This window comes from Sorangium sp. So ce281, assembly GCF_051527395.1.
In the GTDB taxonomy this organism is placed as follows: Bacteria; Myxococcota_A; Polyangia; order Polyangiales; family Polyangiaceae; genus Sorangium; species Sorangium cellulosum_B.
Window position 1 is genome coordinate 2,678,703 of sequence record NZ_CP150322.1, and the last position, 23,530, is coordinate 2,702,232.

A 23,530-nucleotide genomic window follows, 5' to 3' on the forward strand; every position below is an offset into this window, starting at 1 on the left:
CTATGAGAGCTAGGTTTCAATCGAGTAGACAGACGGGTGGGGGGGCCGCCACCTGAGGAGACGCTGCCGCGCTGTGAACGCGAGCTGTGCGGCAGGTGCCTTTCGCGTGGAGTTCGGCGATGGCTGGTGTTCGTGAAAAGCTGTTGACGGCATCGGACCTCGCAGCCTTGTGCGAGGTCGACTTGAAGACAATCCACAACTGGGTAGATCGGGGGAGGATTGCCCATTTCCGTACGCCGGGGAGACACTTGCGCTTCAAGGCTGCGGACGTGGCCGAGTTCCTCCGTGCATGGGGCTATTCGGTGCCCCGGGAGCTCGCCAAGGCGACCTCCAAGTCGATGATGGCCATCGGCACCAAGGATACGATGGCCCACGTGGCGCGAGCCCTCGGGGAAGGCGTGCCCATCCGGCACGCGAGCCACCCGTATGACGCGCTGATCTTCGCGGGGGCGGACCCCGCGGACGTGTACATCGTCGATGTACGGGCGGTGTCCAGCGACGTGGACGTCCCCTCCCTCTTCGAGGCGCTCCACCGAGCGAACTCTCAGGGGACCTTCGTCGCCTTATCGGATGAGCCGATCAGCCTGCCGTCGTTCGTCGGCCGGATCGGCCGGAGCGACGCGCAGCAGCTGAAGGGCTTCCTCATGCCCGAAGCGGCCGCGCAGGCGGCGGCGCCCCTCCAGGCGGCGAGCGGTCCGGCGTCGGAAGAGCCGCCGCGGAGCCTCGTCGTAGGCGGGTCCTCGCGCTGAGCCAGGGCCCCGGCCGTCCTACGCCCAGCAGAAGAGGCTGGGCTGGGACGGCCGGTCGCGCCCGAGGAGGCTCCGCCAGGAGCCGCAGCACTGCGGAGCGAGCCGCCGGGGTCAGAACCCCCTCCTGCAGCACAACCCGGGGCCGGTTGATGGGTCGCTCGCAACCCCGCTGTCGAGTCCGCTTCGGAGTCTCCTGGAGAAAGACGCGCCCGAGGAGCACGGCTCCTCGGACGGAGGCGCTTCAGCTTCCAGCGATGGTCATGGAGGAGACCCGGAACGTCGGTGAGCACGTCGATGTCCGGAGATCCAGGTCGTCCCCGACGGCGTCGATCCGCTGCAGGAGCTCGTCAAGGTTCAGTGAGATGGTCACCTCGCTCACGGGATAAGCGAGCTCCCCATTCTCGATCCAGAAGCCGGACGCACCCCGGGAGAAGTCGCCGGTCACGGCGTTGAAGCCGAAGCCCATCATCTCGGTGACGTACAGCCCGCGCGGCGTGGAACGCACGATCTCCGCCGCCGGCGTGGCGGTGGGCTGGAGGAGGAAGTTCGACGTGGACGGCCCGACGCCGCCGCCGGCGCCGCGCGAGGCGCTGGCGGTCGGCGGGCGCTTGAGCTTCCGGCCGCTGTAGCTGTCGCAGAGGTACGTCTTCAGGATGCCTTGCTCGACCACGACGTTGCGCCGGGCGAGGAGGCCCTCGCCGTCGAACGGGCGCGAGCCGGGCGCGCGCGGGATCAGCGGGTCGTCGACGACCGTGATGAGATCGCTGGCGATGCGGGTCCCCTCGCGGCCGACGAGGTAGCTCGACTTGCGCCAGATCGAGCTGCCCATGATGCAGGAGCCGAGCAACCCGAGCATCGACCGGGCGACGTCCGGGTCGAAGACGACGGGCGCCTCGCAGGTCGCCACCTTGCGGGCGCCGAGCTTGCGCAGCGTCCGGCGCGCCGCCTCGCGGCCCACGGCGTCCGGGGCGTCCAGGTCGGCCAGGTGGCGCCGGCCGGTGAAGTAGAAGCCGCGGCGCTTCTTGTCGCCGCTGTCGTCGGCGATCGGGGAGACCACGAGCTGCGCGTACGAGCCGGCGAAGCCGCCGCGGAACCCGCCGGAAAGGACGAGGGCGAAGGCGCCCGCGCTCCGCGAGAACGTCGCGCCCTCGCTGTTCGTGATCCGCGGGTCGGCGTCGCGCGCGGCCTGCTCGCCTCGGCGCGCGATGTCGATCGCCTGCGCGGCCGTGACCTCGCCGCCCGAGGGATCGTAGAGATCGAGCGCGGGGAACGGCCCCTTGGCGATGAGCTCCGGATCGGCGGGGCCGGCGAACGCGTCCTCCTGGGAGATGTCGGCGAGCTCGAGCGCGTCCGCCACGAAGCGATCGATGCCGCGGGGCGTGAGGTCGGACGTCGAGGTCAGCGCGACGCGCTGCTTCTTGATGATCCGCATGCCGAGGCCCTTGTGGACGGCCTCCTCGACGAGCTCGGGCTCGCCGAGGCGCACCTTGGTGGTGAGCTCGGAGCCGGAGCGGGCGATCGCCTCCGCGACGTCGGCGCCGCCCTTCCTGGCGCGCGTCACGACCTGCTCGGCGAGCTCCATGAGTTCCTCGACCTGCTGCTCCACGCGGGCTCGTTCGGACATGGGGCGACAGGGTGGTGGAGCGGGCTGGCTCCGTCAACGCGGTGACGCGGGCGCCTCTCCGCGCGCATCCCCGTGCGCGCGGAGAGGCGTCTCAGCCCGGCCGGTTGGAGCGCCCGCCGCTGCCGTTGGAGCGCCCGCCGCCGCCGACGCCGAGCCGCCGCTGAGGGGGTGTCGAGGCGGGCCGGGGCGGAACGACCTCAGGCGCTGGCTCACTCGGGACGGCGCGGGGGCGCGCGCCGGGGGAGGGCTCGGCCCTCGGCGCGCCGCCCCGGGGCTCGCGCCGGAGCAGGGCGCTCACGGTGACCGCGAAGCCGCCGGCCAGCATGGTGTACATCCAGAGGAGCGCATAACCGAGCGGACCGCCGGCGACCGGGTGGACGCCGAAGTCGCCCTCGACCTGCCGGTAGGTGCCGTCGAGCGCGAGCCGCCGGGACAGGGCCAGGACGGCGACCAGGGCGATCGACAGCGGCGCGCCGGCGAGGACGGCGAGCGCGCGGACCGCGCGCTGCGCGGTCCACCTGCCGCCGGCGCTCCCGGCGGAGCGATTCGCGGCCGCGAACCCGGCGGGCACCGAGGCGGCATTGACGAGGACGAGCACGAGGTCGACGGCGGACGGGATGCGGCGCGTGTCGAGGAGGTACGCGAAGCTCCAGTCCGGGGCGAACACGAGGAAGTACGCGCAGACCGGCGCGAAGACGAGGCAGGCGAACAAGGAGACGAGCGCGAGCGGCCGAGCGCGCGCGCCCGGCGCCAGCCGAGGCTCCGACGCGCGCAGCGCGCCCAGGCGGTGAGGGGCTGCTGCGCTGAACCAGGCGAGCAGCGCACCGAGAGCAAAGCCGACGAGGGGAGCGACGAAGGCGGGCACGCGGCGCCGAAAGTAGTCCTGTCGCCCCCTCCTGAGCAAAGTGCCTGGACCTTTTCCTGACCAGGGCGGCTCGAGCGGCCCTCACCAGGGCTCCTCCGGGCGCGGCTGGCCAGGCTGGGCGGAACGTTTGCTCTGGGAACGCCGCCGCGCTAAGCGGCTGCGCACATGGAGCCGCGCCTCGTCCGGGAGATGCTTGAGCGCGTTCGGACCGGCGAGCTTGCCGTGGAGGAGGCGCTCGATGCGCTCCGAGGGCTGCCTTTCCGGGACCTGGGCGTCGCGACCGTCGATCACCACCGCGCGCTCAGGCAGGGCGTCCCCGAGGTGATCTTCGGCGAAGGGAAGACTCCCGAGCAGATCGCCCTGATCGCCGGGGAGATCTCGGGGGCGGGGCAGAACGTGCTCGTGACCCGGGTCGACGCCGCGAAGGGCGCGGCGGTCTCGGCGCTCCTGCCCGCGTTCCGTTATGTGCCCCTCGCGCGGACCGGCAGCATCGAGGTCGCGCCGCCGCCGAGGCGCGCCGCCGGGGCGGTCGCCGTCGTGACCGCGGGCACGAGCGACCTGCCGGTCGCCGAGGAGGCCATCGAGACGCTGCGCGCCGTGGGCCTCGAGGCGAAGCGGCTGTACGACGTGGGGGTCGCGGGGCTGCACCGCTTCCTCCACCGCGTCGAGGAGCTGCGCAAGGCGTCGGCCGTGATCGTGGTCGCGGGCATGGAAGGCGCGCTGCCCAGCGTGGTCGGCGGGCTCGTGGCGGCGCCGGTGATCGCGGTGCCGACGTCGGTCGGCTACGGCACTGCCCTGGGCGGCTTCACCGCGCTCTTCGCCATGCTCACGTCGTGCGCCTCCGGGGTCGCCGTGGTCAACATCGACAGCGGCTTCGGCGCGGCGATGGTGGCGCATCGCATGTTGCCGAAGGAGTAGCGCGGAGCGAGCGCGACCGCGGGAGCGCCGCGCTTGCGAAGGCGCCCGGGGAACGGAGAAGGCGAGAGATGGGACACGGGCACGATCACGACCACGCGCACGGGGACGAGCACCACCACGGGGGGCATCACGATCACGCGCACGGGGCCCATCACGACCACGATCACGCGCACGGGGCCCATCACGACCACGGGCACGCGCACGGGGCCCATCACGACCACGGGCACGCGCACGAGGGCCATCACGATCACGGGCACGCGCACGACCATCCGCGCGCGCCGCTCCTCGAGGAGGGCGCGGGCACGGGCAAGGTCCTGTTCTTCGACGCCTTCAGCGGGATCGCGGGCGACATGACCATCGCCGCGCTGCTCGATCTCGGGGTGCCCCTCCTCGTCATCGAGCGCGCTGTCGCCGCGCTGCCGCTCGATGGGTTCCACCTGCACCGCGGGCACGCCCATCGGAGCGGCATCGTGGCGACCTCGTTCGACGTGCACGTCGAGGCGCCGCAGCCGGAGCGCACCTACGGATCCATCGACGCCATGCTCGCCGCCGCGCCGCTCGATCCGCCCGTCGCCGCGCTGGCACGCCGGATCTTCCGGCGCCTCGGCGAGGCGGAGGCCGCCGTGCACCGGATCCGCCTGGAAGACGTGCACTTCCACGAGGTCGGCGCCGTCGACGCGATCGTCGACATCGTGGGCTCCGCCGCGGCGATCGTGCACATCGGGGCGGAGGTCGTCGGATCGCCGCTGCCCATGGGGCGCGGGTTCGTGAAGGCGCGGCACGGGATCCTCCCGCTGCCGCCGCCCGCGGCGGTCGCGTGCCTCCGCGGCGTCCCGACCTACGGCGTCGAGCTCGACGCCGAGCTGGTCACGCCCACGGGCGCGGCCATCATCGCCACGCTGGCGACCCGGTTCGAGCGCTGGCCGACGTTCGCCCCCGATCGGATCGGCTTCGGCGCCGGTCAGCGCGAGCTGCCGGACCGCCCCAACCTGCTGCGGGTCGTGCTCGGGACGCGCACGGGCGGTGGAGACGAGAGCCCCGGCAGCGCGTCGCACGTGATCGTCGAGGCGAACGTCGACGATCTGACGGGCGAGGTGGCAGGGCACGCGATCGAGGCGCTGTTCGCGGCGGGCGCGCTCGACGCCTGGGCGGCGCCGATCACCATGAAGAAAGGGCGCCCCGCCCTGACGATCGCGGCGCTCGCGGCCGCCCCCCAGGCCGACGCCGTCGCGACGGCGCTGCTCCGCGAGACGACCAGCATCGGGCTACGGAAGATCCCGGTCGCGCGCACCGAGCGGCCGCGGCGGATCACCACGGTGCAAACGGCGTACGGAGCCATCCGGGTGAAGATCAGCGAGGGGCCGTTCGGGCCGCCGCAGATCAAGCCGGAGTTCGACGATTGCGCCGCGGCGGCGAGGACGCACGGCGTGCCGGTGCGCGAGGTCGTGTCGGCGGCGCTGTCGGCCGCCAAGGGGTGAAGGGGTGACGCCGCGCCGCGCAGGGGGCTGCCGCGCGGCGCCGAGCTCGCCGAGCGGCGCCGCGTCCCCCTCTGCGGCAGCGGTCAGTCGGGGCGCTGGATCGGGAGCGCCTCGGCCTCCCACGAGAGGAAGCCGCCCTCGAGGAACGCGACGGGCACGCCCTCCTCGGCGAGCTTCGCGGCGACGTCCTTCGACCTGTCGCCGGAGCGACAATAGAGGACGGGCGCGCCGGCCAGCATGTGGAGCTCGGCGAGCCGGCCCTCGATCTCCTCGATCGGGATGTGCACCGCGCCCGGGATGTGGGCGCGGCCGTAGGCGGGGCTCTCGCGCGTGTCCACGGGGACCACCTGGCCCTCCCGGATCAGCTGCGCCAGCTCGGCCGCCCGGATGGCGCCCTCGGCGCGCGGGAGGAACGGATCGAGCAGCTCGCGGAGCTGCTTCCGGTTGAGGACGCCCTGCTCGGCGGCCACCGGGCGGCCTCGATGAAAGACCATGAACGTCGGGACGGCCTGGATGCGCAGCGTGGTGGCGATGCGCTTCGACCGGTCGATGTCGACCTTGACCACCTTGGCCTTGCCTTCGAGCTCGCGCGCGATGGCGTCGACCTCCGGCGCGACCGTCTTGCACGGTCCGCACCAGGTGGCGGTGAAATCGATGAGCACGGGCAACTCGCTGCGGAGCACCTCGCGCTCGAACTCCTGCTCGTTGATCTCGGGAACGGCCATGGCGGGCGAATTCATAGCGGGCCTTTCCTGCGAGATCGAGCGGCGCGAGGGCTCCGCCGCCGAGATCACGGAGATGAACGCGATTTCAGCGCAATTTCGGCGCGCGAGAGCGCTGCACGTCCGGCGGCTGTCCGCGGACGTGCGGCCCCCGCGCCCCGCCCGTCAGCGCGGGACGCGCGCGCGCACGGTGCGTGTATCGATGGAGTCGCGCAGGGCGTCGGCGATGAGGTAAGAGCCGCCGACCGTCGCCAGGAGCAGCACGAAGGGGAAGACGAGCAGCCGGATCTCGCTCGGGTGCCGCGCGGCCTGGCCGAGCGTCTCCCCCCACGAGGCGACGCGCGCGGGCGCGCCCATCCCGAGGAACGAGATCGCCGCCTCGAGCAGGACGACGGACGCCACGCCGAGCACCGAGCTCACGATCACGGGGCCGAGCGCGTTCGGGAGGATGTGGCGGTAGAAGACGCGCAGCCGGGTGCTGCCGAGCGCGCGCGCGGCCGTCACGTACTCCTCGCTCGACGCGCGCAGCACCTCGGCGCGCACGAGGCGCGCGATCTCCGCCCAGCGGACGAAGGCGACCGCGAGCACCAGCGACAGCGCGGAGGGCTCGCGCTCGATCGCCCGCACGATGGCCACGACGAGGATCGCCGGGAAGGTGTCGACCGTCTCGACGAGGCGGACGAGGCCGTCGTTCCAGACGCCGCGCAGCGTGCCCGCGAGCCCGCCGAGCACGACGCCGAGGAACATGCCCACGAGCACCGCGCTGAGCGACAGGCCGAGCGCCGTGCGCGCGCCGTAGATCAGCCGCGCGGCGAGATCGCGGCTCTCGAAGTCCGTGCCGAGCGGGTGGTCGAGGGACGGCGACGCGTTCGGGCCGGCGTCGGTGCGCTGCTCCGGGCCGTAGCGGATGGGCGGCCAGATCGCGAAGCCCTCGAAGCGCACCCTGAGCTCGGCCTCGGTGAGCGACTCGAGCGCGGCGCCCTCGGTGACCGCGGGCAGGATCTCCGCGCGGCCCGGCCTGAAGCAGGCGATGGGCGCGGGGGCGGCGAGGAGCTCGGCGAAGATGGCGAGCAGGGCGAGGACGCCGAGCAGCACGGCGCCGATGGCGACGCGCTTGCTGCCCACCATCCGGCGGAGGAACGCGGTCGCGTGGGTCACGCCTCGCTCCTCTGCGAGAGCACCGCCGGGCCGAGCCGCGGATCGACGAGCACATAGGCGAGATCGGTCGCGATCACGCCGAGCGCGGCGATGGCCGCGGCGCCGATCGAGATGGCCATGAGCCAGCTCACGTCGCGCGCCTGCACGGCGAGGAGCGTGAGCTCGCCGAGCCCGTGGAGCTCGAAGACGCGCTCGACGACGAAGGCGCCGCCGAGCGCCATCGGCGGCTCGAGCATGGCGAGCGTCACGACCGGGAGCACGGCGTTGCGGAGCCCGTGGACGGCGATGGCGCGCGCGGCGCCGGCGCCGCGCGCCCGCGCGGCCCGGACGAAGTCCTGCGCGAGGACCGCGACGAGCGCGGCGCGCTGTTGCCGCGTCGGCGCGGCGACGAGCGAGAGCGCGATGACGCTCGTCGGCAGGAGCAGCGACCGCGCGCCGCCCGAGAGGAGCGCGGCGGCCACGGCCACGACGGCGGTCGGGAGGACGGCGGCGGTGAGCACGGCGGCCGCGATCGCGGAGTCGCTCCGCCGGCCCTGCGAGGCCGCGCTGAGCGCGCCGAGCGGGATCGCCACGGCGTAGGCGAGCGCGATCGCCCCGAAGACGAGCGCGAGGGTGACGGGCGCGCGCCGGGCGAGCTCGTCGAGCACCGGCTCTCCGGTCGCCGCGACGCCGAGCCGGTGGGTGACCGCGCCGAGCGCCCATTTGCCGTAGCGGGTCTCGAGCACGGTCGCCGCGAGCTGCGCCGGGCCGGAGAACACCTCGAAGTCGCTGCGGTACACGTTCCAGAACGACTTCCACCGCGTGACGCACGCGCGGGCCTCCGCGAGGTCGTCGCCGGGGGCGATCCGGTCGTCGATCTCCGCGATGTGGGCCGCGACGTCGGCGAGGGCGCGCGCCTGCTCGAGCGTCGCGGCGTCGCGCGGCGGCTGCAGCGCGGCGATCACCGCCTGCAGGGCGAACGTGTCGAGCTCCAGCAGCTCGGCGGCGCGCGACGCGGAGCCGTAGCGGACCAGGCGCCGCACGGCGCTCCGGACCGACGCGCTCCGGAACTCGATGCCGCGGTCGTCCCAGAAGCGCGTCCAGAACGCGACCGCGTGCGCCGGGTCCGCGGCGTCGTCGGCCCGCGGCAGGCCCATCCGCGCCGCGACGGGCGCGAGCGCGAGCGCGACGCGGGTGCGCGGCTCGGGCGCGAGCGCGTCGAGCGGCAGGATGTGCGGCAGCGCGGCGCCGCCGAGGCGCCGCAGCTCGTCGGCGGCGGCCGCCGCGTCGTCGCCGCCGGCCGCGATGGCCTGCGTGGCCGCGAGGGCGCGCAGGCGCACGTCGCGCGGCTCCAGGTTGATGAAGCGCGGCAGGTCGAGGAAGCGCTCCCGGCGGAGCCGCGCGAGCTCCGCGCTGGAGAGCGAGCTGGCGAGGAGCGGGTCGTCCGTCGGATCGGGGACGAAGGAGAGCACGAAGAAGGTCAGCAGCGAGACGCCGACGAGGGTCGGCAGCGTCCAGAGGAGCCTGCGGAGCGCGTGGCGGAGCATCTCTCTCGGCCGGGAGTCAGCGCAGGATGGCGTCGAGCAGGTCGATGCGCATCCCGAACTTGTAGGGGGAGGCCTTTACCACCTCCATCTTCTGGCCAGAGATCGTCTCGTCGTTGCCCTCGAGGTACCCGCCGGCGTTGATGCCGATGACCTTGCCCTGGCCGTTGAAGATGGGGCTCCCGCTCATGCCGCTCGTGCTGCGGGCGTCGTGCTGGATCAGCCAGGCCTCCGCCGCGGGCGCGGGCCGGCCGTTCGCGCCCGTGATCCGGCCGATGTTGGCGGCGAGGAACGTGGCGACGGGGTTCGCGGTGTCCGTGAGCCGCTCCGGGAAGCCGATCAGGTACACGTCGTCGCCGGCGCCGGCCGCGGCGAGCTCTTCCCGCGTCGCGAGCTCGAGCACGGCGGCGGCGCGCCCGGCGATCGTCACGGTGCCGATGTCCGGGGTGAGCTGATCCGCGCTGTCGCGGTACTGCGGGTGCGTCCGCATGCCGGTCACGGCGAAGCTTATCTGGCCCCGCCCCTCGTTCTCGAGCGCCGCGATCGTGCCGCCGCGGCGCTTGGCCGCGGAGATGCAGTGGGCGTTCGTCACGAGGACGGTGGGCCGCACCGCAAACGCCGTGCAGAACCCCTCGCGCCCGGCGGCGAGCATGAAGATCCCCTTCCTGGAGCGGTCGTGGAGGTTGCGCCCGAAGTTGGCGTTCGAGGGGTGGAGCGTCCCGAGGCGGCGCTCGATCTCCTTGCGCCGGGGGTCCTCCGGCGAGAGGCCCGCGAGCTCCTCCCGCAGCTGGCTGATCTCGTCGTGGGAGGAGCGGTTGTAGACGATGAGCGCGGCGAGGCTGGCGAGCGCGATCGCGAGGAGCGCGGCGAGGATGTAGGTCGTGCGGCGCTGGCCTGCCGTCGCGGCGTGCACCTCCTTGTGGAGCATGGCGTTGATCTCGACGGTGCCGCGGGGCTTCGCGCGCCCCGTGGCGGCCGCGACGGCGGAGGAGATCATCATGGCGATCGTCCGCTCGCCGACCCGCCGAGCTCCGGCCGGCGGCGCGGCCGGGACGTGCCCAGGGGGGGCGACAGCGGGCGCGGGGTACGCAGCGGGCGCGGGGTACGCAGCGGGCGCGGGGTACGCAGCGGGCGCGGGGTACGCAGCGGGCGCGGGGTACGCAGCGGGCGCGGGGTACGCAGCGGGCGCGGGGTACGCAGCGGGCGCGGAGTAGCCCGCTGCAGGCATGGGGTACGCAGCGGGCGCGGGATGGCCCGTCGCTGGCGCAGGGTAAGCCGCGGCAGGCGAGGGGTGATGCGCCACAGCGTGCGCCTGCGGCGGACCCGACGTGCGGCGCTCGACGAGCTCCAGCCGCACCCGCGGGCCCTTGGCGCCGAACGTGATCTCGTCGCCCGACGCGATCGGGTGCCGCTTGATCCGCTGCCCGCCCGCGTAGGTCCCGTTGCGGCTGTCGAGGTCGTAGAGCACCCAGCCAGCCGCCTCGAGGCGCGCCTCGGCGTGGTGGCTGCTCGCGTCGCGATCGTGGTTCGGGTCGAAGACGACGTCGTTGTCCGGCGCTCGACCGAAGCGCACCGCGCGCCGGTCATGGATCTCCACAGAACCGGCGTTGCGCCCGAAGGTGTGTACGACGCGCAGCATCACGGCGCGGGGACCCCCTTCAGCAGATCGATCCGCATCCCGATGCGGAACGGCGAGCTCTGCGTCACCGTCGCCTTCCGGCCGTCGATCGTGACATCGTCCTCGTCGTCGATGTGCGCCGCGTGGACGCCGATGACGTGCCCGTACTGGTTGAAGATGGGGCTCCCGCTGTTGCCCCCGCGCGTGACGGCGTCGTGCTGGATCAGGACGGCGCGGTCCGGCGTCGTCGCCTCCTCGTCGATGCCGGTCACGCGCCCGATGCGGCCCTGCAGGAACGTCGCCGAGGGGCTCAGCGGGTCCATCAGGCGACCGGGGAAGCCGATGACGTAGGCGTCGTCGCCCGGCCCGATGGCCCGCAGCTCGGCGTCGTTCGCGAGCTTCACCGTGCGCGTCGCCTTGCCGGCGATCCGGAGCAGGGCGACGTCCGGCGAGCCGGCGCCCGCCTGCCCCGGCTTGTACGCCGGGTGGGCCGACATCGCGACGATGGGGAAGCGGATCTTCCCCATCGAGTCGTTCTGCGTGACGATCGAGGTGCCGCCGCGGGCGCGGCAGTCGCGGACGCAGTGCGCGTTCGTCGCGAGCAGATCGGGCGCGATGGCGAACGCCGAGCAGCAACCGCCGATGCGGTTGTCCACCTTGTAGCCCATCACGTAGAGCGCCAGCCTGTTCTGCTCGAAGATGGCGCGCCCCGAGAGCACCTGCTCTGGGATCGCGCCCGACGGGCGCGCCGCGGGCGCGATCCCGAGGCCGACCTCGCGCGCCAGCGCGTCGGCCGCCTGGCGCGACCGGTACGTGACCACGAACGCCACGGCCACGGTGACGAGCGCCGCGGCGACGCCCAGCCCGAGGATCAGGTTGTGGCGCGACACCTTGCGCCTCGCCTCGTCCGCCTTGGCGCGCACGAGCGCGAGCGCCTTCTCCTCGCGCCGCATCGCCTGCACGACGGCATCCTTGACGATGCGCTGCGCGGTCTCGACGTCGACGCGGCCGTCCGCGTCCGGGCGCCCGGGGGGCCACTCTTCCTGCGGGGCGGCCGGAGTCTGCCGGCCGCGCTTGTCGTTGCTGCGCAGCATCGCGGTGGGGGGCGCGCGCACGTGCGCTACGCGTACCCTAACGAAGCAGGTAGTAGCCGGCGATGGTAACGCACGCGACGGCGCTCACGATCATCAAGATCACCAGCCACTGCGGCGCGCCGTCGGTCGGGATCATGATCGGCTCGTCGCCCTGGACGGGCGCGCGGGCGTTGCGCTCGTCCAGCGCGTCGCCGGCCGGCAGGGGCGAGGCGACGTGGTCGTAGTCGTCCCCGTCGTCGTCCATGTCGCCGTCTGCGCTGCTCAGCCACGATTTCGGCGAGGGGGGGCGCTGCGAGATCTTCTTCTCGTCGAGCTCCTTCACCTTGCGCGCCGGCTCGGACGCGGCGGCGTTCTGGGCCAGGAGGTGCTCGGGCAGCGCGTACTTCTGGTAGCGGAGGTCCTCGATGTCCTCGAGCTCCGGCAAGGCGAGCCCGTCGCCGTCGAACTTCGCGACCACGACCGTGATGTTGTCGTGCCCGCCGGCCTGGTTGGCCCGATCCGTCAGCACCTTGCAGGCCTCGATCGGATCGTCGACGCTCCGCAGCACCTCGCGGATCTCCTCGTTCCGCACCATGCCCGAGAGCCCGTCGGAACAGAGCATCAGCGTGTCGCCCCGCTTGAGCTCCACGAAGGTGAGGTCGACCTGCACCGAGTCCGCGGTGCCGAGCGCCTGGAGGATGATGTTGTTGTGCTCGAAGGTCTCGGCCTCCTCCTCGGTGAGCTGGCCCGCCTCGATGAGCTGGTTCACGAGCGACTGGTCGCGCGTCACCTGCACGAGCCGATCGCCGCGGAGGACGTACGCGCGGCTGTCGCCGACCTGGCCGAGGAACAGGTGATCGTCCATCAGCGCGGCGATGGTCGAGGTGGTCCCCATCCCCCGCCGGGTCCGATCGAGCTTCGCCTCGCTGAAGATCCGGAGGCCCGCCGCCTCGATCGCCTGCACCAGCCGCGCCGCGAGCTCGTCGTGGTTCTCCGGGGGACCGGCAACGCTCATCCGCTGGTAGATGATGTCGACCGCGAGCTGGCTCGCGACCTCGCCGGCCGCGGCGCCGCCCATGCCGTCGCACACGCCGAGCAGGGCGCCCCGCTCGCCGACGACCTGGTAGCGATCCATCTCCATCAGGCCGCGGCTCGCCTTCGTGAGATCCGCGACGATGAAGTTGTCCTCGTTGTGCTCGCGGACCTGGCCCACGTCGGTCCGGCCGAACAGCCGCAGCACGACCTCGGGGCGACGCGGCTCGTCGGGCGGCGTCGCCGCGCCGTCCATGCCGTCGGGGCGCTGCCCGCCCTCGTCCGGCTCGCCACCCCCCGGCGCCTCGCCCGCGAAGCGCCCGGCAGCGCCGCCGTGGGCCTCCGCGGCAGGGGTCTCGTCGAGCGCGCCGTCGTACGACGCGGCCGCGAGGGAGGCGTGCGCCTGAGCGGCGGCCGGCGGCGCATCGGGGGTCACAGCGTCTCCGGGGTCGTCCGACCGTGCGGCGCTTCCATCCGCGTCCTCCTCGCGCGATCCGCCGGCGGTGAGCCGCACCCGCGGCGGCGGAGGGAGCTTCCGCCCGACCTTCTCCGGGCTCGATGTGCTGGGCGCCTTCACGGGCTTCACGGAGATGCCAGCCTTCTGCGCGGCGTTCGCGGCCGGGCGCGTCTTGGGCGGCGGGGGCTTCCAGTTCACGGGCTTGCCTGCTTCCACAGACCCCGCCTTGCCGGACTCGAGCGACGCGGCGCCGTGCGGGGAGTCACGAAGCGCCTTGCCGGCGTGGCTGCTCGAGTCGGTTCCTGCGGACGTCGCGCCGGGGAGCCCCTCGACTTCCAGCGCCTCGGTCGGCGTTTCGCGGACGGTCTGGTCGCTCATCGGTGGAGATCCACGCGGAACAGGTGCTGCCCGATGCGCACGAAATCGCGATCGAGGAGGCTGACGTCCTCGCGGATGGCGACGTAGGTCCCGTTCGACGAGTCCAGGTCGCTGAGCGAGAACTCCCCCGTGGCCGGGTTCCTCCGGATGGCGGCGTGGCGTCGCGAGAGGAACGGATCGGCCGTGAATACGATGTCTCCCGTCTCCCGTCCGATCACCGTCTCATCCCGGTAGAGGTGGTACACGTCCCGCGTCACGCCCTCCACCGTCCGCTGGCAGAGTCTCGCCCGGCGGTGGATGGCGGGCGAGCCAAACAGCAACGTTCCATGCTGGATGGCATGGCCGAGGCCTCGCTCGCCGTCGTTCACGGTCTGAAACTGTAACACCTCGAGGCCCAGGAGGAGCAAGTCGCCATCTCGGAGGGGGTGCGTCTTCCGGATGCGGAGGTAAATGCGGTTGACGCTGCCCAGGTCACGGAGAACCCAGGACCCTTCCTGCGGGATGAGCCGCGCGTGCCGCGGCGAGACGTACTGGTCGTCCTCGAGGAGGATGTCCCCCTCGGTTCGGCCGATGTCGATCTGCGGGCCCGCGAGGGGGAAGCTCTTCCCCTCGGTCCCGTCTTCGACGATCACGATGAGCTTGCCCTCGAGCGCTCGGGTCGGCTGGGTGTCAGCTGGGACCCACGCCGGCGGGCGAACCGAGAGGGACGCGCGCAGCGGCGCGAGCGGCCGCTGGGAAGCTGGCGGCGCGTTGCTCGCCTCGGTCGAGATCGGCCCGGCGGGCTCGGCCTTCTGCGGGGGCCGCTGCGGGTCGCGCCGGGCGTCCGGGACGGGGGCGAGCGCGGGCGCGGGCTGCGGGTGTTCGGAGGCGGGCCGCTCACCCTCGAGGGGCGCACCGCAATACTTGCAGAACCGCGTGCCCGCCAGGCACTGACCGCGACAGCGCGCGCACTCGACCGGCGGGGCGGGGGCCCGCTGCGACGACGCGATGTCGACCACCGGCGAGCCGACGATCTTGTCCGCGTTGCTCCCGCTGGCCGCGGGCGGGGGCAGCCGCGCCGGGGGCAGGGCGACCGGGGGCAGCGGGGGCGGAGCCGGCCTGGCCGGCGCGCCGACCCGTTGATGCGCGTCTCCGGCGCCGGAGCGCTCGTCGCGCGCCGCTGGCGGCGGCGCGGCCTCCGCGGGCGGCGCGTGCCGAGGCGCGGCGGGCGTGACGTCGTGGAGACCTCGCGCGGTCGTCCCGATCTCCTCGTGGGGCGGGGGCGCCATGTACGGCGCGCCAGAGGAGAGCGCGGCGCCTGGCTCGCCGCGCTCTCCCCTGGCGCGCTTCGACACCTGGCTCGTCGGCAGCGGGGCGCCCGCCGGCGCTCCGCCATCTCTCCTGTTCAGCGCCGCGCCGCACGTCACGCAGAAGCGGTAGCCCGGAGGGTTCTCCCCGTTGCAGTTCGCGCAGGAGAGCCCCAGGATCGCGTCGGTGATCGAGGGCGTCGCGGGCGTCGCGGGCGCGTCACCCCGCTCGGTGGCCCTCGCCCCTTGCAGGGCTGGCACCATCTGGATCGCGCTGTCCAGCGCGCCAGCAGCCGGCGTCGCGGCGCCCTCGCGCGCCGGGCGCGAGGCGCCCTCGGCGCGGCCGTGCACCGCCGGCATCGCTGGTTCCGTCCTCGCCGAGCTGAGCGGGCTGAAGGAGAACACGGGGGCCTCCGGGCGAAGGCGCCCCGGCGCGCCGCGAGGCCCCGGCGCCCTGGCGGCCGCGCGGGCGTCGTTCGCCGGCGGCGTCTCGGCCTGCGCGGCCGCCGGCAGGGCCGGGAGCGACACCTGCGGCAAGCCGCTCGGCGGCGTCGGCGGGACGACCCGCGCCTCTCGAGCCTTCAGCCGTCGACCGCAATCCTGACAGAACGTCAGATCGCCAGCGTTGTCGCGGCCGCACACATCGCAGATCACGCTGCCGAGGGGACCGCGGAGCGACGGTCGAGTCAAGTAGCCGGTGCGTTCTCTCGAGCGGACAGGGGAACCGCTCAGCGCCGGCCGACCTCGGTCCGCACTTCGAGAAGGAGCTCGAAGCCGACGAATTGCGCGATGGCGGTGGCCCGGTCGTAGTTGGCCGTGTCCCTCCAGCCAGCGAGCAGCACCGGCCGGTACACGCAGCTGACGCCGAGCACAGCGCGGCGCGAGACCTCCAGCTCGACCCCGACGCCGCCGAAGATGAGCGCGCCGCCCGTCTCGACGCCCCACTCGTTCCCGTAGGCGACGCCGCCGATCCCGGCGGAAAAGTAGGGAGCCGCCCGGTAGCCGATGTCCGGCAGGTACCTCATCTCGGCCCGGAGCTGCTGGAAGATTCCAAGCCGGTAGAGGTTGCTCGAGTCCATCTTGATGAACTGGTACGCGCCGCCGAAGTACCAGGGGCCCGGCGACCGGTATCCGCCGCGGATCGCGAGCCCGCCTCCGCTGCCCAGGATGCACGCGTAGAAGGGCCCGGAGCGCGGGCAGGCAGCGCCAGGATCGAGGCTCATCTCGGCCACGAGGGCGACGCCGTACTGCACGTACTCGACGTGCAGCGGCGGCGGCCGGGAGGCGAGCTCGACGTGCGGCTTGACGGCGGGCGATGGCTGCGGCTCGGCGGCGGCCTCTTCCCCCGCCGCGTCGAGCCGAGCGCTCCCGGCGGACGTGGCGCGGCCGCCCTCGGCCCCTTCGCCGGGGCCTCCGCCCGTCCGGCCGTCGGCGGGAGCGCCCGGCGCGGCGCCGTGGACGGCGCCCTCGGCCTGGGGGTGCGGAGGCGCGGCCCGCGCTGTCAAGGACAGCAGGGCGCCGGCCGCGGTGGTCGCGGCCCAGAGCGCGCCGGGCGGAGATCGCAAACGCACGAGTTGTTTGAGATACGCGAGAGATCTGCCGCCGGCAACGCTCCTCCGCGGCGCGGGCGCTGGGGCGCGCCGGCGCCGACCTCCGACGTGGGCGCGCGCGGCCGCCTGGGGCGCGTCCGCGCCGCTGCGTGCCCGCCGCGCCCCCACGAAAAGACGCGACGGGAGGGGGAGGCGAGCGGTCTCTTGAAGCTCGACACCATACGCCGCTTGACGGCAGCTGCGAGGGTCGCCTAAACGAAGCCACCTTCATGGAGATTCACCTCGACAAGCGTGCCGTAAAGCAGATCCGCCTCTCTGCGGCGGATGCCGTTGAGGAAGGCGACACCGAAGCGCTGCGCGAGGACGTCCTCGAGGCGTTCTCGGAGGAGCAGGTCGAAGAGATCGAGCGTCGTCTGGACAGCGGCGATTTTTTTGAGTTCTTGACCGACGTGCTCGACGAGTGGGGGGGCGACGACGTGGACGAGCTCTTCGAGCTCCTCGAGACCCAGCTCGGCGACATCGGCATCGATCTGAAGTACGAGCCGCGCGAGGACGACGACGACCTCGACGAGGCCGACGACGACGACCTCGCCGACGACGAGGACGAGGACGAGGACGACGACGCCGAGCTGGAGCCCGAGGACGAGGACGACTGAGCGCGGTCGGCGCGCCGCCGCGGCCACGCGCCGCGCGGCGTCCCCGTGTCAGGGGTCCTTCCGTTCGTCGAGCTCGCGGAGGATGTAGTCCGCGCACGGGCGAGGCGCCACCGGGAGCGACGGACATAGCGCGTGCGCGCAGCGCGCGTAGCGCGATTCGGGGAGCTCCCGGACGATCTGGGCTGCGGTGGCGCACGCCTCCTTGCTCCGGCCCTCCTCGCGCCACAGCTTCGCCTCGGCCCAGAGCGCGTCGTCGCGCAGGATGGACGCGGGGTGGTCCGTATAGAGCTTGCGCAGCTCGCGGCGCGCGGCCGCGCGATCGCCGAGCGCGTCGCGGTAGAGGCGCGCGATCTCGAGCTGCGCGTCGTCGAACTTCCCGCGGTCGTAGCTGCCGGTGACGGCCGGCTCGCGCGCGGAGAGCATCTCCCTCAGGTAGCCGATGGCCTCCTCGGGGCGCCCGAGGGACGCGGCGAGCTCCGCCGCGTGGAACAGGGCGTCGTCCGTCAAGCTGCCGACGGGGTACGGGTGCGCGCGCGCGGCGGCGACGAGCGCGCGCAGCGCGGCCTCGCGATCGCCGCTCCGCTCCAGGAGGAGCGCGGTGTGGTAGGCGACGTCCTGATCGAGCTCCGTCCCGCGGAGCGCGGGGCCGTGCTGCCGCAGCCACGCGAGCGCGCCCGCCGCGCCGGCGCGGTCTTCTTCGTGCTGGATGAGCCGCTTCAGCGCGTTGCGCGCGAGCCCGTGCGACGGGCGGCGCAGCGTCGCCGCCAGCAGCATCGCGTAGCCCGCGTCCGCGTCGCCGTGCTCGATCGCGAGATCGGCGAGCTCGAACTCCGCGCGCTCCGAGCGCGGCCCGCGCGGCGAGTCGGCGAGCAGCCGCTCGTACGACGCGCGCGCCTCGCCCCAGGACTCCGCGCGCTCGAACGAGCGCGCCTGCATGAGGCGCGCCTCGTCGCGGTCCTTCACGCGCAGCGCCTGCGACGCGGCGTCGTCGAACGAGCGGGCCGCCTCGCGGTAGCGCCCCGCGTGGTAGGCGCGCTCGCCGGCGGTCATCGCGGTGAGGTAGGCGTCGCCGCGCACCGGCGCGCACGCGGGGCCGAGCAGCGCGGCGATCGCGATCGCGACGGCGAGCGCCGGCGCGGGGGCGTTCGTGGGGCGGCGGCTCATGCGCGCGCGCCCTCGGCGCCGCGATCGCGCGGCAGCGCCAGCACCTCGGCGAGCGCCTCGGCGAGGGCGCTCGCCGCGGGCGCGACCTGCTCCGGCGCGAGATCGAGGTGGGTCACGGCGCGGACGGCGCTCCGGCCCGTCGCCCCCACGAGCACGCCGCGCCGCCGAGCGGCCTCGACGAGCCGCTCCGCCGGGACGCCGGGCGTCTCGATGTAGAGGATGTTCGTCTCGGGCTCCTCGATCGTCGCGGACGGCGCCGCCGCGCGGAGGGCCGCCGCGCGCATCGCCCGCGCGATGGCGCGCGCGGCCTCGTGGTCCTCGGCGATGCGGCCTTGGTGGTGCGCGAGGGCGTACAGGGCGGCGGCCGCGAGCACGCCGGCCTGCCGCATGCCGCCACCGAGCATCTTCCGGAAGCGAAGCGCGGCGCGGACCACGTCGGCGCTGCCGCACAGCGCGGAGCCGACGGGCGCGCCGAGGCCCTTCGAGAAGCAGACGCTCACCGTGTCGAACGGCGCGGCGAGCTCGGCGGGCGTCCGACCGGCGGCGACCGCCGCGTTCCAGAGGCGCGCCCCGTCGAGGTGCAGCGCGAGCCCGTGCGCGCGCGCGACCGACGCGATGGCGAGCACGTCCTCCTGCGGGAAGACCCGGCCGCCCGCGCGGTTGTGGGTGTTCTCGATCGCGACGAGGCGCGTGCGCGGGAGGTAGTACTGCGGCGGCTTGATCGCGTCCTCGACGTCGGCCGCCTTGAACAGGCCGCCGCGCCCGGCGAAGACGAACTGCACGCCGCTCCAGGCGGGCGCGGCGCCGCTCTCGTAGAACGCGCAGTGCGCGCCCTCGCCCGCGATCACCTCGTCGCCGCGCTGCGTGTGGCAGAGGAGCGCGATCTGGTTGCCCATCGTGCCGCTCGGCACGAAGAGCGCCGCCTCCTTGCCCGTGAGCTCCGCGACGCGCTCCTCGAGCGCCCGCACGGTGGGGTCCTCCCGGTACACGTCGTCGCCGACCTCGGCCGCGGCCATGGCGGCGCGCATGGCCGCGGTCGGTCGGGTGACGGTGTCGGAGCGGAGATCGATCGTCGCTTGCATCCTGGAACCTCGGCTGTCGGCGTCGGCCGACGTTGTAGCACCGCGTGGCGCCGCGCCCGCTACGCGGAGCCGCGCCCGCTACGCGGAGCCGCGCCCGCTACGCGGGGCTCGCCGCCGCGAGCCGCGGGAACCGCTCGGCCATCCGCCACGCGACGCGCGTCGCCATCGCCATGATCGGCACCTGCGAGTTCACGCCGATGCTCGTGGGGAGGATCGAGCCGTCGGCGACGAAGAGCCCCGGCAGCGCGAAGCACTCGCCGCTCTGATCGACGATCCCGCGCCGCGGATCGTTCGCCGCCCGCGCGCTCCCGAGCGGGTGGAACGCCATGCACTCGATGCGGCGCGCGTCGATGGACGCCGCGCGCTCGGCCGCGCGCGCGGCGTCCATCGACGTGACCGGCGGCGCGCCGAGCAGCGCGGTGTAGACCTCGCGCGCGCCGGCGGCGAGCGCCATCTCGCTGAGGATCGTGATGGACCGGCGGAGCCGCGCGAGGTCGCGCGGCGCCATCGCGTACGAGACGAGCGGCTCCCGGCCGGGGCCGGGGCGGACGCGGCCGCCGCCCTCGTCGTGGATCATGGCGCCGAAGACGGCGCAGCGCGACAGCGCGGCGGCCCGGCGCCGCAGCGCGGGCCCGACGCCTGGGAGGCCCGCCGCGAGCACGTTCACCGCCGAGTAGACGCCGACGAGCTTGATCCCCTCGGCGTCGAAGTGGTCGGAGTAGACGCTCTGGAGCGCGCCGTCCCAGCCGTTCAGCGCGTCGTCGAACCGGGCGACCACGCGCACCGCGGGGTGCAGCGTCACGCCGTCGCCGAGCCCGGAGCTCGCCCCGAACGCGCCCGTCGTGCGGAGGAGCAGCGGCGTGTGCAGCGTGCCGCACGCGGCGACGACGGCCTTCGCGCGCACCCGGAACCGGCGCGGCGGGGCCCCCGGCTCGCCGCCGAGCAGCCTCCCCTCGACGCCGACGGCGCGCCCGCGCTTCACGGCGATGCGCTCGACCAGCGCGTCGGCGACCACGCGCGCGCCATGCGCGGTCGCCGACGGCAGGTAGGCGACGTCGACCGAGCGCTTCGCCCCGGCGGGGCAGGTGAAGTTGCACCGGCCGTTGCCCTCGCACGCGTCGCCGGTGTTGCGGCGGAGCGGGCGCATCGGGATGCCGAGCCGGCTCGCCCCCTCGACGAGCCGCGCCGTCGAGGCGGAGCGCAGCGCCTCGGGGACCTCGCGGACCTGCAGCCGATGCTCGACGCTCTCGTACGCCGCCTCGAGGGCGCGCTCCGACAGCTCGTCGAGGCCGAGGTCGCGGGTCCACCGCGCGTGGACGCTGCCCGGGATGCGGAAGCACACCCCGCCGGTCACCACCGACGATCCGCCGACGGCGCGCCCCAGGGTGAGCGAGATCATCGGCGTCTGGCCCACGCCGAACGCCGTGAACAGGCCGGCCTCGCGGAACAGCCGCCGCACCGACTCGCTGGGCTTCCAGCGCTGGTAGTCGTCAGGGCGAACGTAGGGGCCCTCCTCCAGCACGATCACGCGCCGCCCCGCCTCGGCGAGCAGCGCGGCGACGACCGCGCCGCCGGCGCCGGAGCCGACCACGACGACGTCGCACGGCTCGTCGAACCCCGCGGGCAGGTCGCGCCCGCTGACGATCGGCTCGCTCGACGCGACGCCGCCGTTCACGCGCCGCCCCCGGCGCCGAGCCCGGGCAGCCTGCGCCGCGCCGCGGTGCTCTCGCGGTCGAAGCCCGTCAGCGCGAGCTCCGCGCCCTCCTCGAAGGCGGCGATGCACATCGGCACCTTGAAGGCGAGGAGCAGCATCGCGAGGAGCCCGGAGCGGCTCGACTCGAGCGCCTCCAGGTACGCGAGCCGCCGGCCGAGCGAGAGCCGGCTCATCCGGCCGAAGGCGCCGATCACGAAGGGCGGCAGCAGCTCGAGGCAAGCGGCCAGCAGCGCGAAGCTGCGCCGGGTCTCGAGGCTGCCCTGGCCGAGCGCGAGATCCAGCGCCGCGACCGCGCGCTCGCACACCTCGGCGCCCGGCGGGGCGAGCTCCCCGCGCTCGTCCTCGTCGCAGAGCATCGCCTCGGCGGCGGCCCACGCGACGCGCCGCGCCCATGGCGAGAGCCCGCGCCCGGCGCGCTCCCACCGCTCGATCCCTCGCGCGGCGCGCTCGGGCGCGCTGCCTCCCCCGTCCTCTTGCATGGCGGCGAGAGCCTAGCCCGGATCGACGCGGCGCCGAGGTCGAAGGCGGCGCGCGACGCGGTCGGGTGATCCCGGGCGCTTGGCTCGGCCACGCGGACGGGCCGTTCGCGTGCCATTGCAGAACGACATCCTGACGGTCCCCGGAAGGCGCGCGCCGTGTCGCGTCGAGCGCAGCGCAGCGCGGCGCGCGGATCGCTCTTCGCGGCCGCGCGTGGGCTGGCTGTCCGCCGCGGATCCGGTTCTGGTATTCAGCAGTGCGGCCGGGGGAGCACGGAGGAACGATGGCGGAGCGATCGCTGCAGCACCGGGATCCCGATAGCAAGGACGACGAGACGCTGAGGAGAGAGGCGCGCGTGCACCTCGCGAGCGAGCCGGCGTTGCAGCTCGTGGCCGAGCTGATCGCGCGGCTGCGCGAGCTCGATCTGCCGTGGTGGACGCCGATCAAGCTGCGCGAGCAGTTCGGCGCGGTCGAGCGGATGGGCTGGTTCCGCGAGCGCAGCGACGTGCGCCAGCAGATCACGACGTCCCTCACCGGCCTCTCGCCGAAGGCCGCCCGCCGCAAGACGCCCGACTTCCAGGGCGCGCTCATCGACTCTGTCATCGACGAGGGCGACATCACCCCGCGCGCGTTCGAGGACGCGTTCGACCCGCGCGATCTCGCGGTGTACGGCCCGGCCGGCGGCTACTGGCAGTTCTTCCGGGACTCGATGCCGTGGGATCAGGACACGCCGCAGCTCCAGGAGATCGTCGCCTGGCTGCTCAAGGCGCTGCTCGCGGATCGCAGCCCGTTCGAGGGCATCGGCAGGACGCCGATCCTGACGCCGTGGGACGTGCGAACGGCGATCGACGGCCGGCTGTGGCAGACCCGCATCCCGCTCGAGATCCGCGTCGCCATCGACAACGCGCGGCTCAAGCAGGAGCGCGAGCGCCCGGGCGTGCCGTTCCACGCCGACGGCGAGCTCGCGATCGCCGGGCCGGACGTCATCGCCGCGAACATCCCGCCGCGCGACATCCTCCCCGTGGTGCAGCTCGCGCAGAAGGCGATGCGCTTCGACGGGCCGCGGGCCGCCACGCCGAAGGCGGCGGCGCCGGTGGAGCTCTCGTCCGGCCGCGGCGGCGCGCCCGCTGCCGCTCCGCCGGCCGGGGCTGCGCCTGCGTCGGCGCCGGGGGTCTCCGCTCCCGTGTCGAAGCCGACGCCGTCGGCGTCCGGCGGGCCCGTGTCGGCGCCGGCGGCGTCAGCGCCTGTGTCGTCCGGCGGCGCGCCCGTGTCGGCGCCTGCCTCCGGCCCGTCCGGCGGCGCGCCCGACGCGGCCCAGGCCGGCAAGGCCGCCGCGAGCGCCGCGCCCTCCGGGGCGGTCGGCTCGCCGCCGGGAGGCCTCGCGGCGTCGGTGAGCAGCCCGCCGGCCGGCTCCCCCGCGGGGCCGAAGGCCACCGGCAGCATCACGCCGCCGAGCGCGATCGCCGCGAGGCCGCTCGCAGCGGCGGGCGCCGCGGCGGCGGTCTCACCGCTGGGGGGGGAGTCGTCGCGCGGCAGGCTCCCGAGCGACCCTGGCGCCTCGCCGGCGCGTGCATCGACGCCGCCCCCTCCGGCGGCGCGCCCGTCGACGCCGTCCGTGCCTCCGGCGCCGCGCGCATCGACGCCGCCCGCGCCGCGCGCGTCGACGCCGCCTGCGCCGAGCGCCTCGCCGGACGGGGCCAAGGTCGAGTCGCTCGACGACCTCGAAGAGGAGGACGACGACGACGACGGAGACGGCGGCGTACCCGAGAGCGAGCGCACGAATCCGTGGGCGACCTCCGGCGACGGGAAACCCAAGGACGACCTCGACGACATCGGCGACGTCGAGTCGGTGAAGTAGGGGCCGCCGGAGCGCGGAGCGCCGTCCGCGAGCGGATGGCGCGCCGCTCCGTCATGGCGCCGCGCCGCGCCGCGCTGCCCGCGGCGGTCTTCATGTTTCTTCACACGCGCTCCTGAACATCCTTCACACGCGCTGCGCAGCTTCGAGG

At 74.3% G+C, this 23,530-nt stretch carries 19 protein-coding genes; 5 read left to right on the forward strand and 14 right to left on the reverse strand.

Annotated elements, in window-relative coordinates; translation table 11 throughout:
- Positions 1-119 precede the first annotated feature (119 nt).
- Complete coding sequence (locus WMF27_RS10275) at positions 120-749, forward strand: helix-turn-helix domain-containing protein (protein ID WP_437769086.1); 630 nt, start codon at positions 120-122, stop codon at positions 747-749.
- 241 nt (positions 750-990) lie between these two features.
- Here WMF27_RS10275 and WMF27_RS10280 read toward each other — a convergent pair whose 3' ends face one another.
- Together WMF27_RS10280 and WMF27_RS10285 are read right to left on the reverse strand one after the other, a co-directional pair.
- The gene (locus tag WMF27_RS10280) at positions 991-2,373 is read right to left on the reverse strand and encodes a TldD/PmbA family protein (protein ID WP_437769085.1); all 1,383 of its coding nucleotides are present in this window, start codon (positions 2,371-2,373) and stop codon (positions 991-993) included.
- Between the two features lie 91 nt (positions 2,374-2,464).
- A complete protein-coding gene (locus tag WMF27_RS10285; RefSeq protein WP_437769084.1) occupies positions 2,465-3,238 on the reverse strand; it encodes a hypothetical protein in 774 nt (257 codons plus the stop codon).
- A 165-nt stretch (positions 3,239-3,403) separates the two neighbouring features.
- Between WMF27_RS10285 and larB the strand changes: the two genes are divergently transcribed.
- Together larB and larC are read left to right on the forward strand one after the other, a co-directional pair.
- Complete coding sequence (larB, locus tag WMF27_RS10290) at positions 3,404-4,156, forward strand: nickel pincer cofactor biosynthesis protein LarB (protein ID WP_437769083.1); 753 nt, start codon at positions 3,404-3,406, stop codon at positions 4,154-4,156.
- Positions 4,157-4,224: 68 nt separating this feature from the next.
- Positions 4,225-5,634, forward strand: coding sequence for a nickel pincer cofactor biosynthesis protein LarC (gene larC, locus WMF27_RS10295; protein ID WP_437769082.1), 1,410 nt, complete (start codon positions 4,225-4,227; stop codon positions 5,632-5,634).
- An 83-nt stretch (positions 5,635-5,717) separates the two neighbouring features.
- Here the strand turns inward: larC and trxA are convergent, their stop codons facing one another.
- From trxA to WMF27_RS10335, 8 genes are all read right to left on the reverse strand, one after another.
- On the reverse strand, positions 5,718-6,359 hold the full coding sequence (gene trxA / locus WMF27_RS10300; protein WP_437745484.1) for a thioredoxin: 642 nt from the start codon (positions 6,357-6,359) through the stop codon (positions 5,718-5,720).
- A gap of 162 nt (positions 6,360-6,521) precedes the next feature.
- Positions 6,522-7,514: an ABC transporter permease gene (locus WMF27_RS10305; protein ID WP_437769081.1), complete on the reverse strand. Its 993-nt coding sequence runs from the start codon at positions 7,512-7,514 to the stop codon at positions 6,522-6,524.
- Complete coding sequence (locus WMF27_RS10310) at positions 7,511-9,040, reverse strand: ABC transporter permease subunit (RefSeq protein WP_437769080.1); 1,530 nt, start codon at positions 9,038-9,040, stop codon at positions 7,511-7,513. The genes WMF27_RS10305 and WMF27_RS10310 overlap by 4 nt, the downstream gene beginning before the upstream one ends.
- Before the next feature lie 16 nt (positions 9,041-9,056).
- Positions 9,057-10,676, reverse strand: a complete 1,620-nt coding sequence (locus WMF27_RS10315) for a trypsin-like peptidase domain-containing protein (RefSeq protein ID WP_437769872.1) — start codon at positions 10,674-10,676, stop codon at positions 9,057-9,059.
- A complete protein-coding gene (locus WMF27_RS10320) occupies positions 10,676-11,770 on the reverse strand; it encodes a S1 family peptidase (RefSeq protein WP_437769079.1) in 1,095 nt (364 codons plus the stop codon). The genes WMF27_RS10315 and WMF27_RS10320 overlap by 1 nt, the downstream gene beginning before the upstream one ends.
- Positions 11,771-11,786: 16 nt before the next feature.
- Positions 11,787-13,595, reverse strand: coding sequence for a Stp1/IreP family PP2C-type Ser/Thr phosphatase (locus WMF27_RS10325; protein WP_437769078.1), 1,809 nt, complete (start codon positions 13,593-13,595; stop codon positions 11,787-11,789).
- Positions 13,592-15,535, reverse strand: coding sequence for an FHA domain-containing protein (locus tag WMF27_RS10330; RefSeq protein ID WP_437769077.1), 1,944 nt, complete (start codon positions 15,533-15,535; stop codon positions 13,592-13,594). The genes WMF27_RS10325 and WMF27_RS10330 overlap by 4 nt, the downstream gene beginning before the upstream one ends.
- A gap of 74 nt (positions 15,536-15,609) precedes the next feature.
- Positions 15,610-16,452 carry a hypothetical protein gene (locus WMF27_RS10335; RefSeq protein WP_437769076.1) on the reverse strand — a complete coding sequence of 281 codons (843 nt, stop codon included), beginning with the start codon at positions 16,450-16,452 and terminating at the stop codon, positions 15,610-15,612.
- A gap of 128 nt (positions 16,453-16,580) precedes the next feature.
- Here WMF27_RS10335 and WMF27_RS10340 point away from each other — a divergent pair, with 128 nt between their 5' ends.
- Positions 16,581-17,087, forward strand: coding sequence for a hypothetical protein (locus tag WMF27_RS10340; protein WP_437769075.1), 507 nt, complete (start codon positions 16,581-16,583; stop codon positions 17,085-17,087).
- Between the two features lie 48 nt (positions 17,088-17,135).
- Here WMF27_RS10340 and WMF27_RS10345 read toward each other — a convergent pair whose 3' ends face one another.
- From WMF27_RS10345 to WMF27_RS10360, 4 genes are all read right to left on the reverse strand, one after another.
- Positions 17,136-18,251, reverse strand: a complete 1,116-nt coding sequence (locus WMF27_RS10345; protein WP_437769074.1) for a tetratricopeptide repeat protein — start codon at positions 18,249-18,251, stop codon at positions 17,136-17,138.
- Positions 18,248-19,333 carry a low-specificity L-threonine aldolase gene (gene ltaE, locus WMF27_RS10350; protein ID WP_437769073.1) on the reverse strand — a complete coding sequence of 362 codons (1,086 nt, stop codon included), beginning with the start codon at positions 19,331-19,333 and terminating at the stop codon, positions 18,248-18,250. The genes WMF27_RS10345 and ltaE overlap by 4 nt, the downstream gene beginning before the upstream one ends.
- Positions 19,334-19,430: 97 nt before the next feature.
- Entirely contained in the window at positions 19,431-21,008 is a 1,578-nt protein-coding gene (locus WMF27_RS10355; protein ID WP_437769072.1) for a GMC family oxidoreductase N-terminal domain-containing protein, read from the reverse strand.
- Complete coding sequence (locus WMF27_RS10360) at positions 21,005-21,526, reverse strand: hypothetical protein (protein WP_437769071.1); 522 nt, start codon at positions 21,524-21,526, stop codon at positions 21,005-21,007. Before WMF27_RS10360 ends, WMF27_RS10355 begins: the two co-directional genes overlap by 4 nt.
- A gap of 281 nt (positions 21,527-21,807) precedes the next feature.
- Here WMF27_RS10360 and WMF27_RS10365 point away from each other — a divergent pair, with 281 nt between their 5' ends.
- Positions 21,808-23,382 (forward strand): hypothetical protein, encoded by a 1,575-nt coding sequence (locus WMF27_RS10365; RefSeq protein WP_437769070.1) that lies wholly within the window; start codon positions 21,808-21,810, stop codon positions 23,380-23,382.
- The last annotated feature ends 148 nt before the right edge of the window (positions 23,383-23,530 follow it).

Excerpts from the sequence above, each read along its gene's own strand:
- WMF27_RS10365 (WP_437769070.1), top strand. The coding sequence starts at position 21,808 with ATGGCGGAGCGATCGCTGCAGCACCGGGATCCCGATAGCAAGGACGAC.
- WMF27_RS10280 (WP_437769085.1), bottom strand. The coding sequence starts at position 2,373 with ATGTCCGAACGAGCCCGCGTGGAGCAGCAGGTCGAGGAACTCATGGAG.
- WMF27_RS10310 (WP_437769080.1), bottom strand. The coding sequence starts at position 9,040 with ATGCTCCGCCACGCGCTCCGCAGGCTCCTCTGGACGCTGCCGACCCTC.
- WMF27_RS10315 (WP_437769872.1), bottom strand. The coding sequence starts at position 10,676 with ATGCTGCGCGTCGTACACACCTTCGGGCGCAACGCCGGTTCTGTGGAG.
- larB (WP_437769083.1), top strand. The coding sequence starts at position 3,404 with ATGGAGCCGCGCCTCGTCCGGGAGATGCTTGAGCGCGTTCGGACCGGC.
- WMF27_RS10360 (WP_437769071.1), bottom strand. The coding sequence starts at position 21,526 with ATGCAAGAGGACGGGGGAGGCAGCGCGCCCGAGCGCGCCGCGCGAGGG.
- WMF27_RS10325 (WP_437769078.1), bottom strand. The coding sequence starts at position 13,595 with ATGAGCGACCAGACCGTCCGCGAAACGCCGACCGAGGCGCTGGAAGTC.
- larC (WP_437769082.1), top strand. The coding sequence starts at position 4,225 with ATGGGACACGGGCACGATCACGACCACGCGCACGGGGACGAGCACCAC.
- trxA (WP_437745484.1), bottom strand. The coding sequence starts at position 6,359 with ATGGCCGTTCCCGAGATCAACGAGCAGGAGTTCGAGCGCGAGGTGCTC.
- ltaE (WP_437769073.1), bottom strand. The coding sequence starts at position 19,333 with ATGCAAGCGACGATCGATCTCCGCTCCGACACCGTCACCCGACCGACC.
- WMF27_RS10345 (WP_437769074.1), bottom strand. The coding sequence starts at position 18,251 with ATGAGCCGCCGCCCCACGAACGCCCCCGCGCCGGCGCTCGCCGTCGCG.
- WMF27_RS10275 (WP_437769086.1), top strand. The coding sequence starts at position 120 with ATGGCTGGTGTTCGTGAAAAGCTGTTGACGGCATCGGACCTCGCAGCC.